The sequence below is a fragment of the Mycobacterium sp. E1747 genome (assembly GCF_001667775.1).
Taxonomy (GTDB): Bacteria; Actinomycetota; Actinomycetes; order Mycobacteriales; family Mycobacteriaceae; genus Mycobacterium.
The window spans coordinates 1-14,897 of sequence record NZ_LZJI01000181.1; the positions used below are offsets into that span (position 1 = coordinate 1).

13 protein-coding genes and 1 pseudogene are annotated in these 14,897 nt (G+C 67.2%); 7 read left to right on the forward strand and 7 right to left on the reverse strand.

Annotation, left to right across the window (positions count from 1 at the left end; all coding sequences use genetic code 11):
- The 3 genes and pseudogenes from A5695_RS16915 to tpiA all read left to right on the forward strand — a co-directional run.
- Positions 1-393 (forward strand): annotated as a pseudogene (locus A5695_RS16915) (type I glyceraldehyde-3-phosphate dehydrogenase); the annotation flags it as partial.
- A 5-nt stretch (positions 394-398) separates the two neighbouring features.
- Positions 399-1,637: a phosphoglycerate kinase gene (gene pgk / locus A5695_RS16920; RefSeq protein WP_068084387.1), complete on the forward strand. Its 1,239-nt coding sequence runs from the start codon at positions 399-401 to the stop codon at positions 1,635-1,637.
- Complete coding sequence (gene tpiA, locus A5695_RS16925) at positions 1,634-2,419, forward strand: triose-phosphate isomerase (protein ID WP_068084391.1); 786 nt, start codon at positions 1,634-1,636, stop codon at positions 2,417-2,419. Before pgk ends, tpiA begins: the two co-directional genes overlap by 4 nt.
- A gap of 10 nt (positions 2,420-2,429) precedes the next feature.
- Here the strand turns inward: tpiA and A5695_RS16930 are convergent, their stop codons facing one another.
- Positions 2,430-3,113 carry a PAS and ANTAR domain-containing protein gene (locus A5695_RS16930; protein WP_068084415.1) on the reverse strand — a complete coding sequence of 228 codons (684 nt, stop codon included), beginning with the start codon at positions 3,111-3,113 and terminating at the stop codon, positions 2,430-2,432.
- Between the two features lie 210 nt (positions 3,114-3,323).
- On the opposite strand from A5695_RS16930, the gene secG reads away from it, so the two are divergent.
- The 3 genes from secG to A5695_RS16945 are packed head-to-tail and all read left to right on the forward strand — an operon-like array spanning position 3,324 to position 7,239.
- Complete coding sequence (secG, locus tag A5695_RS16935) at positions 3,324-3,557, forward strand: preprotein translocase subunit SecG (protein ID WP_040624202.1); 234 nt, start codon at positions 3,324-3,326, stop codon at positions 3,555-3,557.
- 45 nt (positions 3,558-3,602) lie between these two features.
- Positions 3,603-6,410 carry a phosphoenolpyruvate carboxylase gene (gene ppc, locus A5695_RS16940; protein WP_068084394.1) on the forward strand — a complete coding sequence of 936 codons (2,808 nt, stop codon included), beginning with the start codon at positions 3,603-3,605 and terminating at the stop codon, positions 6,408-6,410.
- 16 nt (positions 6,411-6,426) lie between these two features.
- Positions 6,427-7,239: a DUF1206 domain-containing protein gene (locus tag A5695_RS16945; protein ID WP_068084397.1), complete on the forward strand. Its 813-nt coding sequence runs from the start codon at positions 6,427-6,429 to the stop codon at positions 7,237-7,239.
- An 11-nt stretch (positions 7,240-7,250) separates the two neighbouring features.
- On the opposite strand, the gene A5695_RS16950 is transcribed toward A5695_RS16945, so the two are convergent.
- The 6 genes from A5695_RS16950 to tkt are packed head-to-tail and all read right to left on the reverse strand — an operon-like array spanning position 7,251 to position 14,099.
- Positions 7,251-7,649 (reverse strand): ATPase, encoded by a 399-nt coding sequence (locus A5695_RS16950; RefSeq protein WP_068084400.1) that lies wholly within the window; start codon positions 7,647-7,649, stop codon positions 7,251-7,253.
- A gap of 27 nt (positions 7,650-7,676) precedes the next feature.
- Entirely contained in the window at positions 7,677-8,426 is a 750-nt protein-coding gene (pgl, locus tag A5695_RS16955) for a 6-phosphogluconolactonase (RefSeq protein WP_068084403.1), read from the reverse strand.
- Positions 8,423-9,334 carry a glucose-6-phosphate dehydrogenase assembly protein OpcA gene (opcA, locus tag A5695_RS16960; protein ID WP_068084418.1) on the reverse strand — a complete coding sequence of 304 codons (912 nt, stop codon included), beginning with the start codon at positions 9,332-9,334 and terminating at the stop codon, positions 8,423-8,425. The genes pgl and opcA overlap by 4 nt, the downstream gene beginning before the upstream one ends.
- Positions 9,334-10,878, reverse strand: coding sequence for a glucose-6-phosphate dehydrogenase (zwf, locus tag A5695_RS16965; protein ID WP_068084406.1), 1,545 nt, complete (start codon positions 10,876-10,878; stop codon positions 9,334-9,336). The genes opcA and zwf overlap by 1 nt, the downstream gene beginning before the upstream one ends.
- On the reverse strand, positions 10,875-11,993 hold the full coding sequence (tal, locus tag A5695_RS16970) for a transaldolase (protein WP_068084409.1): 1,119 nt from the start codon (positions 11,991-11,993) through the stop codon (positions 10,875-10,877). Before tal ends, zwf begins: the two co-directional genes overlap by 4 nt.
- Positions 11,994-12,008: 15 nt before the next feature.
- Positions 12,009-14,099 carry a transketolase gene (gene tkt / locus A5695_RS16975; RefSeq protein WP_068084412.1) on the reverse strand — a complete coding sequence of 697 codons (2,091 nt, stop codon included), beginning with the start codon at positions 14,097-14,099 and terminating at the stop codon, positions 12,009-12,011.
- Positions 14,100-14,400: 301 nt separating this feature from the next.
- On the opposite strand from tkt, the gene A5695_RS16980 reads away from it, so the two are divergent.
- On the forward strand, positions 14,401-14,897 hold a 497-nt coding region (locus tag A5695_RS16980; RefSeq protein ID WP_369830201.1), incomplete at its 3' end, for a UbiA family prenyltransferase.

A 14,897-nucleotide genomic window follows, 5' to 3' on the forward strand; every position in this document is an offset into this window, starting at 1 on the left:
AACATCGTGCCGACCTCCACCGGTGCGGCCAAGGCCATCGGCCTGGTGATGCCCGAGCTCAAGGGCAAGCTCGACGGCTATGCGCTGCGGGTGCCGATCCCCACCGGCTCGGTGACCGATTTGACCGTCGAGCTGGCCAAGTCGGCGGGTGCCGAGGAGATCAACGCGGTGTTCAAGGCCGCCGCCGAGGGCAAGCTCAAGGGCATCCTGAAGTACTACGACGCCCCGATCGTGTCCAGCGACATCGTCACCGACCCGCACAGCTCGATCTTCGACTCCGGCCTGACCAAGGTGATCGACAACCAGGCCAAGGTGGTGTCCTGGTACGACAACGAGTGGGGTTACTCCAACCGCCTCGTTGACCTCGTCGCGCTGGTCGGCAAGTCGCTGTAGTCGCCGTGGCCGTTCCTACACTCGAAGACCTGCTGGCCGAAGGGGTTTCGGGTCGGGGCGTGTTGGTGCGCTCCGACCTGAACGTCCCGCTCGACGATGAGGGTGCGATCACCGACCCCGGCCGGATCACCGCGTCGGTGCCCACGTTGCAGGCGCTTGTCGACGCCGGGGCCAAGGTGGTGGTGACCGCGCACCTCGGTCGGCCGAAGAACGGGCCGGACCCGAAGCTGTCCCTGGCGCCGGTCGCCGCGGCGCTCGGCGAGCAGCTCGGCCGGCACGTACAGCTCGCCGGCGATGTGGTCGGGGGCGACGCGCTGGCCCGGGCCGAGGGGCTCACGGACGGCGACGTCCTGTTGCTGGAGAACATCCGCTTCGATCCGCGCGAAACCAGCAAGGACGACGGCGAGCGACTCGCGCTCGCCCGCGAACTCGCCGAATTGGTCTCGCCCGGAGGCGCTTTCGTCTCCGACGGCTTCGGGGTGGTGCACCGGAAGCAAGCTTCCGTCTACGACGTGGCCACGCTGCTGCCGCACTACGCGGGCACGCTGGTGGCCGAGGAGATCGCGGTCTTGGAGCAGCTGACCAGCTCCACCGATCGCCCGTACGCCGTAGTGCTCGGCGGGTCGAAGGTGTCCGACAAGCTCGGCGTCATCGAATCGCTCGCGACCAAGGCCGACAGCATCGTGATCGGCGGTGGGATGTGCTTCACATTCCTTGCTGCACAAGGATTTTCGGTCGGGAAGTCGCTGCTGGAAGAAGAGATGGTGGATACCTGCCGCCGGCTGCTCGACACCTATGTCGACGTGCTGCGGCTGCCCAAGGACGTCGTGGTGGCCGAGCAGTTCGCCGCTGATTCGCCGCCGCAGACAGTGGCCGCCGACGCCATCGCCGACAACGTGATCGGGTTGGACATCGGGCCAGAATCGGTGAAGCGGTTCGCGGCCCTGCTCTCCAACGCCCGCACGGTCTTTTGGAACGGCCCCATGGGCGTGTTTGAGTTCCCGGCGTTCGCCACCGGCACCCGGGGCGTCGCCGAGGCCATCGCCGCGGCCACCGGCAAGGGCGCGTTCAGCGTGGTGGGCGGCGGCGACTCCGCCGCCGCGGTGCGTGCCCTCGGCATCCCGGAGGCCGACTTCTCGCACATCTCGACCGGCGGTGGCGCCTCGCTGGAATACCTCGAGGGCAAGACACTTCCGGGCATCGAGGTGCTCGGGGAGCCGCAACCAGGTGGAGGGGACGCGTGAGCCGCAAGCCGCTGATCGCCGGCAACTGGAAGATGAATCTCAATCACTTCGAGGCGATCGCGCTGGTGCAGAAGATCGCGTTCGCGCTGCCCGACAAGTACTACGACAAGGTCGACGTCACCGTCTTGCCGCCTTTCACCGACCTGCGCAGCGTGCAGACCCTGGTCGACGGTGACAAGCTGCGGCTGACCTACGGCGGCCAGGACCTGTCCCAGCACGACTCGGGCGCCTACACCGGTGACATCAGCGGGGCCTTCCTGGCCAAGCTCGGCTGCAGCTTCGTCGTGGTCGGCCACTCCGAGCGGCGCACCTATCACGACGAGGACGACGCGCTGGTGGCCGCCAAGGCCGCCGCGGCGCTCAAGCACGAGCTGACCCCGATCGTGTGCATCGGCGAGCACCTGGACGTCCGAGAGGCCGGCGGCCACGTCGCGCACTGCGAGGAGCAGCTGCGCGGTTCGCTGGCCGGGCTATCGGCCGAACAGATCGCCTCGGTCGTCGTGGCCTACGAGCCGGTCTGGGCCATCGGGACGGGACGGGTGGCCAGCGCCGCCGACGCCCAGGAGGTGTGCGCGGCGATCCGCAAAGAGTTGGCGTCCCTCGCCTCGTCAAAGGTCGCCGACGCCGTGCGGGTGCTCTACGGCGGCTCGGTGAACGCCAAGAACATCGGCGAGCTCATCGCCCGCGACGACATCGACGGCGCGCTGGTCGGCGGGGCCTCGCTGGACGGCGAGCAGTTCGCGACGCTGGCGGCGATCGCCGCCGGCGGGCCGCTGCCCTAGGCGGCAGGGGTCAGCAACGCCGGGCGCCTATCCGCAGATGGGCAGTCAGCACGATGTCGTCGTAAGCGGCTCGCAGCGGGTGTGCGTCTCGGCGCGAGAGTGCCAGAAATTCGGTGAGGATTTGCCGTGCCAGGGGGCGTAGCTTGACGTTGTTCTCCTGGGATCGCCATGTCAGCAACGCAAATGCGGTCTTTTCATCGATCCCGTAGATCACCATCAACATGCCCTTGGCCTGTTCAATGACGGCGCGATTCTTGCTGAACTTCTCGACTTCGGCGGTCAGGGCCTCGTTTACGTGGTCAGTCGGCGTCACATCGACGTAAAAGCCTTCTGTGCCAACGACGGTGCCGGCCTCGTCGACGAGCTGGTTGCCGACCACGACAACGTGGTGAACGTTGCCCTGCACATCGATGATCCGATGTCGCGTGCTGAACGGACCGTGGTTGCGGCGGATGTCATCCAGGGTTGCCGCGATCTGCCTGCGATCGTCGGGATGCTTGTGCGCGAGCACCAGCTCGGTTGTCGGCGTCACCGTGCCCGGTTCGTAGCCATGCAGCCGTGCTACCTGCTCACACCACTCCCAGCGTTGCCCGTCGAAATAGAAGCGGAATGTTCCCATCCGCTGCCGCGAACCGGCCGCCAACGCCTGAACAACCGCATCTTCGTCTTTGACTTCGCTGAATTCGGCAGTCATCGCCACGTCCGAATGTCTGGCACGTAGCAAATGTGCAAAGTGTGAAGAGCGACGGTTGCGAGAAATCGCTCGATGCCGACGTTGATTTTCTCAACCGAGCATCTAATTGCCGATCGTTGCACGCATGTGGAAAAAGGGCAAGGAAGGCTGCTCTAGCACGCGGCGGGCCGTTTGCGGCCCATCGAGCGCCACCCGGTAGGATTTGGCGTCATGGAGTTGGCCCTGCAGATCACCCTGGTGGTCACCAGCGTGCTGGTGGTGTTGCTGGTGCTGCTGCACCGCGCCAAGGGTGGCGGCCTGTCGACGCTGTTCGGCGGCGGCGTGCAGTCCAGCCTTTCCGGCTCGACGGTGGTGGAGAAGAACCTGGACCGGTTGACGCTGTTCATCACCGGCATCTGGCTGGTGTCCATCATCGGGGTCGCCCTGCTCATCAAGTATCGGTGACCCGTCGGCGGGCGGACCACGTGATCCGCACCGATACTGGGACACATGGTTGACGTTTCCGACATCGCGCTCGAACCGATCGGCGCCGTGCAACGGACGCTGGTCGGTCGCGAGGCGACCGAGCCGATGCGGGCCGACATCAGGCTGCTGGGCGCCATCCTCGGCGACACCGTGCGCGAGCAGAACGGGGACGAGGTTTTCGACCTGGTGGAACGCGCCCGGGTCGAATCGTTTCGGGTGCGCCGCTCCGAGATCGACCGCGCCGAGCTGGCCCGGATGTTCGACGGCATCGACATTCACCAGGCGATCCCGGTCATCCGTGCGTTCAGCCACTTCGCGCTGCTGGCCAACGTGGCCGAGGACATCCACCGCGAGCGCCGTCGCGCGATCCACGTCGCTGCCGGTGAGCCGCCGCAGGACAGCAGCCTCGCCGCGACGTACGCCAAACTCGATGGCGCCGAACTCGATTCGGCCACGGTCTCCGACGCGCTGCGCGGGGCCCTGATATCGCCGGTGATCACCGCCCATCCCACCGAAACCCGGCGGCGCACCGTCTTCGTCACCCAGCACCGGATCACCCAGCTGATGCGGTTGCACGCGGAGGGGCACACCGAAACCGATGACGGCCGCAACATCGAGCGCGAGTTGCGCCGCCAGGTGCTCACCCTGTGGCAAACCGCACTGATCCGGTTGTCCCGGCTGCAGATCACCGACGAGATCGAGGTCGGATTGCGCTACTACGCCGCCGCGTTCTTCCAGGTCATCCCGCAGGTTAACGCGGAGGTCCGGGACGCCCTGCGCAAACGCTGGCCCGACACGGATCTGCTGGCCGCGCCGATCCTGCGGCCCGGTTCGTGGATCGGCGGCGACCGCGACGGCAACCCGAACGTGACGGGCGACGTGGTCCGGCAGGCCACCGGCAGCGCCGCGTTCACCGCACTGTCCCATTACCTGGAAGAACTCACCGCCCTCGAGCAGGACCTGTCGATGTCGGCGCGACTCGTCCCCGTCACCCCCGGGCTGGCCGAACTGGCGGAGGGCTGCGCCGAGCAGGCCCGCGCCGACGAGCCCTACCGGCGGGCGGTGCGGGTCATCCGGGCCCGGCTCACCGCGACGGGCGCCGAGATCCTTGACCGTCAACCGCAGCACGAACTGGACCTCGGCCTGGCGCCGTATTCCACCCCGGCCGAGCTCCAGGCGGACCTCGACACGATCGACGAGTCGCTGCGCACCCACGGCGGCGCGCTGCTGGCCGAAGACCGCCTGGCCCTGCTGCGAGAAGGCGTGAGCGTCTTCGGATTTCACTTGAGCGGCCTCGACCTGCGGCAAAACTCCGACGTCCACGAAGAGGTGGTCGGGGAGCTGCTGGCGTGGGCCGGGGTGCACCCGGACTACGCCTCGCTGCCCGAGGACGAGCGGGTCACGCTGCTGGTGGACGAACTGAGCACCCGCCGGCCGCTGGTCGGCGACCGCGCCCAACTGTCCGACCTGGCGCGCAAGGAACTCGAGGTCATCGGCGCCGCGACGCACGCCGTCGGGCGCTACGGCCCGGCCGCCGTCCCGATTTACGTCATCTCGATGTGCCGGTCGGTGTCCGACGTCTTGGAAGTGGCGATCCTGCTGAAAGAGGCTGGGCTGCTGGATGCTTCCGGGCCGGAACCGTACTGCCCGGTGGCCATCTCGCCGCTCTTCGAGACAATCGACGATCTGCACAACGGCGCGGACATCCTGCAGTCGATGCTCGAGCTTCCGCTGTACCGCGCGGTCGTCGACGCCCAGGGCGGTTGCCAAGAGGTGATGCTCGGCTATTCCGACTCGAACAAGGACGGCGGTTACCTGGCGTCCAGTTGGGCGGTCTACCGCGCCGAGCTGGCTTTGGTCGAGGTGGCCCGCAAAGCGGGAATCCGCTTGCGGCTCTTCCATGGTCGCGGCGGTACCGTCGGCCGCGGGGGTGGCCCGAGCTATCAGGCCATCCTGGCGCAGCCCCCCGGCGCGGTGAACGGCTCGCTGCGGCTCACCGAACAGGGCGAGGTGATCGCCGCCAAGTATGCCGAACCGCAGGTGGCACGGCGCAACCTGGAGAGCTTGGTGGCCGCCACGCTGGAGTCGACACTGCTCGACGTCGAGGGACTGGGCGACGCCGCGGAGCCGGCCTACGCGGTGCTCGATGAAGTGGCCACCCTGGCGCAACGGGCCTATGCCGAATTGGTGTACGACACACCGGGTTTCGTCGAGTACTTCATGGCCTCCACCCCGGTCAGCGAGATCGGTTCGCTGAACATCGGCAGCCGGCCGACGTCACGCAAACCCACCTCGTCGATCTCGGATCTGCGCGCCATCCCCTGGGTGCTGGCCTGGAGCCAGTCGCGGGTCATGCTCCCCGGTTGGTATGGCACCGGGTCGGCGTTCGAGCAGTGGATTGCGGCGGGGCCGGAAAGCGAAGACGAGCGAGTGGCGATCCTGCACGAGCTCTACGAGCGGTGGCCGTTCTTCCGCAGCGTGCTGTCCAACATGGCGCAGGTACTGGCCAAGAGCGATCTCGGCCTGGCGGCCCGGTACGCGGAGCTGGTCGACGACGAGGAACTGCGGGACCGGGTATTCGGCAAGATCGTGGACGAGCATCGGCGAACCATCGCGATGCACAAGCTCATTACGGGTCAGGACGACCTGCTCGCCGACAACCCGGCGCTGGCGCGTTCGGTGTTCAATCGCTTCCCCTACCTGGAGCCGCTGAACCACCTTCAGGTGGAGTTGCTGCGCCGTTACCGCTCCGGCGACGACGACGAACTGGTGCAGCGCGGCATCCTGCTGACGATGAACGGATTGGCCAGCGCGTTACGGAACAGCGGGTGACGGGCATTCGTAAGCCATGTCGGACATCGCCCCGCCCGTCAGCGCGGCTCAAGTCGCCCAGAACGGCGTCTTCGAACGCCTCGCCCGCGTCGGGTTCGTGGTCAACGGGATACTGCACCTGATCGTCGGTTACCTCGCGATCCGGGTCGCGTGCGGAGACGGCGGCACCGCAGACCAAACGGGCGCCCTCGCGACGCTGGCGGCCAAGCCGGGCGGCCCGCTCGCCCTCTGGATCGCCACCGCCGCCCTGTTGGCGATGGGTCTGTGGCGGCTCGTCGAAGCCGTCCTCGGCCGATCATGCGACCGTGAGTCGGACGGCTCGTCATCGGACGCGTCGTCGCGGCTGAAGGCGTTGGGCCTGGCGGCGGTCTACCTGGCCTTCGCGTATTCCGCGTTCGGATTCGCCCGGGGCGCGGGCAGGGCGGCGGACCAACAGAATTCGGGCATCAGCGCGCGCCTGATGGCAACGACCGGTGGCACCATCGCGCTGATCGCGTGCGGCGGGGTCATCGTCGCGGTCGGTTGTTACCACATTCACAAGGGCGCCAGCCGCAACTTCGTCGACGACCTCCGCGGCAAGTCCGGTGAGCTGGTGCGCCGCCTCGGCGTGGCCGGGTACATCGGCAAGGGAATCGTGATCACCCTGACGGGCGCGCTGGTGATCGTCGCCGCGTGCCGCTCGGAGCCGAAGAAGGCCACCGGCCTCGACGGGGCGCTGAAGACCCTCGGGGCTCAGCACTTCGGGGCGGCGCTGTTGATCGCGGCCGGGGTGGGGATCATCACCTATGGGCTGTACAGCTTTGTGATGGCCCGGTCGACCAAGATGTAGCGGCCCCGCCGCTATTGCACCGCGCGATTGCGCAGTCGGTCCACCACGCCGCGCACCGCGTGCTCGGTCATGGACAGCGGCGTCATCATCACCTCGCCGACTTTCACCATGTCGTCGATCCGCCCGACGATCGCCTCGACGGGCTCGACCAGGACGATCAGGCGCCGCGCCAGATCGTCCAGCCGCGACAGGGTACCGTCCAGGTGGTCCAGGCCGCTCTCCATGCGCTCGACGGTGGCGTTCAGGGCGGACAGGGAAGTGTTCAGCTCTTTCATGGTCGTGCTCAGTCCGTCGAGGACGTCTTCGACCTGTTCCACCGTCTTGTCGGCGTTCAGCGCAGCCTGGGTGAGGGTTTTGATCCGGCTTCGCTCTTGCCCACCGCGCACGGTTCTGTCTGCCATGACCGCCATTATGACCCGGACCCACCGGGTGGGGGACTAGCTTCGCTGCCCCGGGGGAAGCTTGCTCGCGGCGTCCTCGTCCAGCAGCCACAGCGTGGTTTCCTGGCCCACCGCGCCGGCGGCCGGCACCGAGACCGGCGCCGCACCGCCGATGGCCGCCGCCACGGCGTCGGCCTTGGAAGCGCCGGACACCATCAGCCAGACCTCACGCGAGCGCTGAACCGCGGGCAGCGTCAGGGTGATTCGCCGCGGAGGCGGTTTGGGGGAGTCCTCGACCGGGACCACCATGCGGCTGGTTTCCAGTACGGCCGGGGTGTCGGGGAACAGGGAGTTGATGTGTCCTTCGGGCCCCATGCCCAGCAGGTGCACGTCGAAGTTCGGCGCCGGTTGGCCGGGTTCGGCGTTGGCCGCCAGCAGCTGTTCGTAGGACAGCGCCGCGGCAGCGAGATCGGTGCCGAATTCGCCGTCGCTCGCCGGCATCGTGTGCACGTGGCTGGACGGGATGTCGATCCGGTCCAGCAACGCCGCCCGCGCCTGCTTGTCGTTGCGCTCGTCGTCGTCCTCGGGGACGTAACGTTCGTCGCCCCAGAACAGGTGGACCTTGGGCCAGGCGATCTCGAGGCCCGCCAGCGACTCGAGCAACCCGATGCCGTTGCCGCCGCCGGTCAGCACCACGAGCGCCCGGTCCCGGGCCGCCACGGCGTTGCCGATGCTTTCGGCCAATCGGTTGGCCGCGGCCTCGACCAACGCCTTGGTCTCCGGGAAAACTTCGATGATGGTGCTCACACGTACTGCACTTTCTCAATGCCTTCTAACGCGGTCTGGTAAATCTCGTCGGGATCAAGCCGTCGCAGGTCCTCGGCAAGGCATTCGCCGGTTTCCCTGCGCGCCAACGGAAGCAACGCATCCGGCTTGGCGGTGCGGCTCAGTGTCGCCGTCCTGCCCTCTTGGGGCCGGCTCAGAACGATGGTTTCACTCTCGCGTGTGAGTTCTACCTTGAGCTCGCCGACCACGCGGCGCACCGGGCCATCGATGCGACTGGCCAGCCAGCCCGCGAGAATGTCAAGCGCGGGTTCGGTTTTCAAACCGGACACCAATGCGGACTCGATCGGTTCGTGGGGCGCCAGGTCGACTGCCGAGGTCAACAGTGCCCGCCAGTAGGTGATGCGGGCCCAGGCCAGATCGGTGTCGCCGGCCGTGTAACCGGGCAGGCGGCCCTTGATCGCCGCCAGCGGATCGGTTCCGTTGGTGGCGTCGGTGATGCGCCGAATCGCCAACTTGCCCAACGGGTCCTTGGCGGGCACGGCCGGGGCGACGTCGGGCCACCACGCCACCACCGGGATATCGGGAAGCAGGAACGGGGTCACGACGCTGGCCGCGTGCCCGGCCAGCGCCCCGGACAGGTTGAGGATCACCACCTCGGTGGCGCCCGTGTCGCCGCCCGCTCGCAACTGCGCGTCCAAACGCGGCTCGTCGGCGTACGGGTCACCCCGCATCGTCACGATGACCCGGCTGGGGTGCTCGTGGCTGGCGTCGTTGGCCGCCTCGAGCGACTCCTCGAGGACGGCCTCGCTGTCCGGCGCGATGATCAGCGTCAACACCCGGCCCATCGTCACGGCGCCGACCTTTTCCCGCAGTTCGTCGAGCTTCTTGTTGACCGCGGTGGTGGTGGTGTCCGGCATGTCGATAATCATCAGGGCCGCCGCCATTCGCGCCCGGTCCGGCGCAGCATCTCGAACGCGGACTCCGGACCCCAAGTGCCCGCCTCGTAAGGCTCTGGTTTGCCGTCGGCCGCCCAGTTATCCAACACGGGATCCAGTATCTGCCAGGCTAATTCCACCTCTTCATTGACCGGGAACAGGGAAGGCTCGCCCAACAGCACGTCGAGGATCAGCTGCTCGTAGGCCTCCGGCGACTCCTCGGCGAACGCCGAGCCGTAGGAGAAGTCCATGTTGACGTCGCGGACCTCCATCGCGGTTCCCGGGACCTTGGATCCGAAGCGCAGTGTGATGCCCTCGTCGGGCTGAACCCGGATGACCATCGCGTTGGTGCCCAGCTCGTCGGTCATGGTGGCATCGAACGGTAGGTGCGGGGCGCGCTTGAAGACCAGAGCGATCTCGGTGACCCTGCGGCCCAAGCGTTTTCCGGTCCGCAGGTAGAACGGCACGCCGGCCCAGCGGCGGGTGTCCACCTCCAGCGTGATGGCGGCGAACGTCTCGGTGGTGGAGTCCGCGGCGAACCCCTCCTCGTCGAGCAGTCCGACGACCTTCTCGCCGCCCTGCCAGCCGCCGGTGTACTGGCCGCGGCTGGTGGTCTCGTCCAGCGGCTGGGCCAGTTGGGTCGCCGAAAGCACCTTGATCTTCTCGGTCTGCAACGCCGACGGGTTGAAGCTGACCGGCTCTTCCATCGCGGTGAGCGCCAGCAACTGCATCAGGTGGTTCTGGATGACATCGCGGGCGGCCCCGATGCCGTCGTAATAGCCGGCGCGCCCGCCCAATCCGATGTCCTCGGCCATCGTGATCTGCACGTGGTCGACATAGTGCGCATTCCAGATCGGGTCGAACAACTGGTTGGCGAAGCGCAGCGCCAAGATGTTGCGCACCGTCTCCTTGCCCAGATAGTGGTCGATGCGAAACACCGCCTCCTCCGGGAAGACGGCGTTGACCGCGTGGTTGAGGGCCTGCGCGCTCTCCAGGTCGTGCCCGAAGGGTTTCTCGATGACCACCCGACTCCAGCGGTCGCCCTGCGGGCGGGCGAGCCCCGACTTGTGCAACTGATCACACACCACCGGGAAGGACTTCGGCGGGATCGCCAGGTAAAAGGCGTGGTTGCCGCCGGTGCCGCGCTCGGCGTCCAGCTTGTCCAGGGTCTCGGCCAGCCGGCCGAACGACTCGTCGTCATCGAAAGACCCTGGCACGAAACGGAATCCCTCGGCCAGCCGCTCCCAGTTCTCCTCCCGAAACGGTGTGCGGCAGTGGTCCTTGACCGCCTGGTAGACCACCTTGCGGAAGTCCTGGGTCTCCCAGTCCCGGCGCGCGAATCCCACCAGGGAGAAGCTCGGCGGCAACAGCCCTCGATTGGCCAGGTCGTAGATGGCCGGCATCACCTTCTTGCGGGCCAGATCACCGGTGACGCCGAAGATCACCATGCCGCATGGGCCGGCGATCCTCGGCAGCCGCTTGTCACGCCTGTCCCGTAACGGGTTATGCCATTGTTCAGCGGTGCGAGCAGGGCTCATTTCGAGGCGGAACCCAGCTGCTTCTGCGTCTCCTCCAGCAACTCGGTCCAGGACTCCACGAACTTCTCCACGCCCTCGTTCTCCAGCACTTGGAAGACGTCGGTCAGGTCGATCCCGACCCCATCCAGCTTGTCGAACACTTCCTGGGCGGCGGAGGCGGTGCCGGTGACGGTGTCACCCTTGACCTCGCCGTGGTCGGCCACGGCGTCAATTGTCTTCTCCGGCATGGTGTTCACTGTGTTCGGCGCGACCAGCTCGGTGACGTACAGCGTGTCGGAGTAGTCCGGGTTCTTCACCCCGGTCGACGCCCACAGCGGACGCTGCACGCGGGCCCCGCTGCCCTTGAGGGCCTCGTAGCGATCGCCACCCTCGAAGATCTCCTGGTAGGCGGCATAGGCCAGCCGGGCGTTGGCCACCCCGGCCTGACCGCGCAGCGCGAGCGCCTCCTCCGAGCCGATCTTCTCCAGGCGCTTGTCCACCTCGGTGTCCACCCGGGACACGAAAAATGAAGCGACGGAATGGATCTTGGACAAGTCATGTCCCGCCTCGCGGGCCTTCTCCAGACCGGCCAGGTAGGCGTCCATCACCTGGCGGTGCCGCTCGACGGAGAAGATGAGGGTGACGTTGACCGAGATCCCCTCGGCGAGAACGGCGGTGATGGCCGGAATGCCGGCCTTGGTAGCCGGGATCTTGATGAACAGGTTGGGCCGGTCGACGATCTTCCACAGCTCGACAGCCTGCGCGGTGGTCTTGTCGGTCTCGGCGGCCAGGCGCGGGTCGACCTCGATGGAGACCCGGCCGTCGACGCCGTCAGAAGCCTCCCACTGCGGCCGCAGCACATCGCAGGCGTTGCGGACGTCGTCGGTGGTGACCGTGCGGATCGTGGCGTCCACGTCGGCGCCGCGCTCGGCCAACTCGGAGATCTGGTCGTTGTAGGTGTCGCTGTCAGCGAGCGCCTTCTGGAAGATCGACGGGTTGGTCGTCACTCCCACAACGCTTTTGGTGTCGATGAGTTCCTGCAGGTTGCCCGACTGCAACCGCTGGCGCGACAGGTCATCCAGCCAAACGGACACGCCCGCGGCGGACAGCGCCGCGAGGTTGGGGTTCTGAGTCATGTGAATCACCCTTTCTCAGTTATCCACTACCTGTTCCGCGGCGGCCGCGACGGCTTCTGCGGTGAAACCGAATTCACGGAACAAAGTCTTGTAATCGGCGGATTCGCCGTAGTGCTCGATCGAGACGATCCGCCCGGTGTCGCCGACGAGCTTGTGCCAGGACTGCGCGACGCCCGCCTCGACGGCCACCCGGGCAGACACCGACGGCGGCAGGACGCTGTCGCGGTAGTCCTCGGGCTGCGATTCGAACCATTCCACGCACGGCATCGACACCACGCGTGCGGCAATGTCCTTGTCGCCCAACAGCTTCTGGGCCTCGACCGCGAGCTGGACCTCAGAGCCGGTGGCGATCAGCACGACGTCGGGATCCTCGGTCCCCTGGTCGCCCAGGATGTAGCCGCCCCGGGCCACGCCCTCGGCGTTGGTGCCCTCGAGAATTGGCACGCCCTGGCGGGTCAGAATCAGCCCGACCGGTCCGCTGCCGTTGCCGCGGGCCAGGATCGTGCGCCAGGCGTACGCGGTCTCGTTGGCGTCGGCCGGCCGCACCACCGACAGCTTGGGGATGGCGCGCAGCGCCGCGAGGTGCTCGATCGGCTGATGGGTAGGGCCGTCCTCGCCGAGCCCGATCGAATCGTGCGTCCACACATAGATGGTGTCGATGTCCATCAGCGCGGCCAGTCGCACGGCCGGGCGCATGTAGTCGGAGAACTGCAGGAACGTGCCGCCGTAGGCGCGGGTCGGCCCGTGCAGGACGATGCCGGACAGGATGGCGGCCATCGCGTGCTCGCGCACCCCGAAGTGCAGCGTGCGGCCGTACCAGTCGGCGGTGTAGTCCTTCGTCGAAATCGACGGCGGGCCAAACGATTTGACGTTGTCCATGGTGGTGTTGTTGCTGCCCGCCAGGTCGGCCGAGCCGCCCCATAGCTCCGGCAGCTTCGGCCCTAGCGCGTTGAGCACCTTGCCGGAGGCCGCGCGGGTTGCCAGCGGCTTGTCTTCCGTTGTCCAGGTGGGGATGTCGGCGTCCCAGCCGTCGGGCAGCTCCTCGGCGGTCAACCGGTCCAGCAACGCCTTGCGGTCGGGCTCACGCTGTGCCCACGCGTCGAAGTCGGCCTGCCATTTCTCGTGCGCTTCTTTGCCGCGGTCCACCAGCTTGCGCGTGTGGGCGATGACCTCGTCGCGCACCTCGAACGTCTTGCCGGGATCGAAGCCCAGGATTTCCTTGACGGCCGCGACCTCCTCGTCGCCCAGCGCCGCGCCGTGCGCCTTGCCGGTGTTCATCAACTTCGGCGCCGGGAAGCCGATGATCGTGCGCAACTCGATGAACGACGGCCGGTCGGTGACGGCCTTGGCGTTGGCGATGGCCTCCTCGATGCCGACCACGTTTTCGCCGCCTTCGACCCTCTGCACATGCCAGCCGTAGGCCTCGTAACGCGCGGCGGTGTCCTCGCACAGCGCGATGTTGGTGTCGTCTTCGATCGAGATCTGGTTGTGGTCGTAGAAGACGATCAGGTTGCCCAGCTGCTGGACGGCCGCCAGCGACGAGGCCTCCGAGGTGACGCCTTCCTCGATGTCGCCGTCGGAGGCGATCACGTAGACGAAGTGGTCGAACGGGCTGGTACCCGGGGCGGCGTCGGGGTCGAACAGCCCGCGCTCGTAGCGCGACGCCATCGCCATGCCCACCGCCGACGCCAGACCCTGACCGAGCGGGCCCGTGGTGATCTCAACGCCCTTGGTGTGCCGGAACTCCGGGTGCCCGGGCGTCTTGGATCCCCAAGTGCGCAGCGACTCGATGTCGGAGAGCTCCAGGCCGAACCCGCCCAGGTACAGCTGGATGTACAGCGTCAGGCTGCTGTGCCCGCACGACAGTACGAAGCGGTCGCGACCCAGCCAGTAGGTGTCGCTGGGATCGTGTCGCATCGCGCGCTGGAAGAGCGTGTACGCCAGGGGAGCCAGGCTCATCGCGGTTCCGGGATGCCCGTTGCCGACCTTTTGCACCGCGTCGGCGGCCAGCACCCGGATGGTGTCGACGGCGGCCGAGTCGATCTCGGACCAGTCGTCGGGGAGGTGCGGTTGGGTCAGCGTGGAAATCTCTTCGAGTGTGGTCACAGACTCAGTCCTTGGGGTCATCGAGCTGATCAGTCCCACCCTAGTGCGGGAGGGCCGGCTCTTGCAGTGCTGGATTCGGGTAGCCGCCGCCGGCTGATGTGAAAATTACGCGGTGGCCGTCGACCCGTAACATCCAGTTCGGAAATCTGTGAGAAGCCTGGGTGAATGGACCCTGCGGGCGGGCCGTTACCGACCCGCGGTCTACCATCGTGCGTAGTAGATGCTGCGCGCTGCTGCGACCCCGAGGAGTTATTGCGTGAGCCTTCGCGGGCATGTCGCCCCGACCCAAGTACCGAGCCGAGTGCACGGCACGGTCCTGGCGTATCTGGCGCTGACCAAGCCCCGGGTCATCGAGCTGCTGCTCGTCACCACCATCCCGGCCATGCTGCTCGCCCACCGCGGCACCGTGAACCCGCTGCTGATCCTCAACACGTTGATCGGTGGGATGCTGGCCGCTGGGGGAGCCAACACGCTCAACTGTGTGGCCGACGCCGACATCGACAAGGTGATGAAGCGCACGGCGCGCCGGCCGCTGGCCAGGGCCGCGGTCCCACGCAGCCACGCGCTGGTGTTCGGGTTGGCGCTGTCGGTGGCGTCGTTCTTCTGGCTGTGGTGGACGACGAACATGCTGTCGGCACACCTGGCGGGCGCCACCATCGCCTTCTACGTGCTGGTTTACACGCTGCTGCTCAAGCGCCGCACCTCGCAGAACGTGGTGTGGGGCGGCGTCCAGAAGAAGATGATCGCGAACATCACCAGCGCCGGCCATTGGATCGTGTCGGTCACCGCCGACCAGCC

Bases quoted from the DNA above. Each gene is read 5' to 3' on its own strand.
- tal (WP_068084409.1), bottom strand. From the start codon at position 11,993: ATGACTCAGAACCCCAACCTCGCGGCGCTGTCCGCCGCGGGCGTGTCC.
- A5695_RS16930 (WP_068084415.1), bottom strand. From the start codon at position 3,113: ATGACTGCCGAATTCAGCGAAGTCAAAGACGAAGATGCGGTTGTTCAG.
- zwf (WP_068084406.1), bottom strand. From the start codon at position 10,878: ATGAGCCCTGCTCGCACCGCTGAACAATGGCATAACCCGTTACGGGAC.
- A5695_RS16950 (WP_068084400.1), bottom strand. From the start codon at position 7,649: ATGGCGGTCATGGCAGACAGAACCGTGCGCGGTGGGCAAGAGCGAAGC.
- secG (WP_040624202.1), top strand. From the start codon at position 3,324: ATGGAGTTGGCCCTGCAGATCACCCTGGTGGTCACCAGCGTGCTGGTG.
- A5695_RS16945 (WP_068084397.1), top strand. From the start codon at position 6,427: ATGTCGGACATCGCCCCGCCCGTCAGCGCGGCTCAAGTCGCCCAGAAC.
- opcA (WP_068084418.1), bottom strand. From the start codon at position 9,334: ATGATTATCGACATGCCGGACACCACCACCACCGCGGTCAACAAGAAG.
- ppc (WP_068084394.1), top strand. From the start codon at position 3,603: ATGGTTGACGTTTCCGACATCGCGCTCGAACCGATCGGCGCCGTGCAA.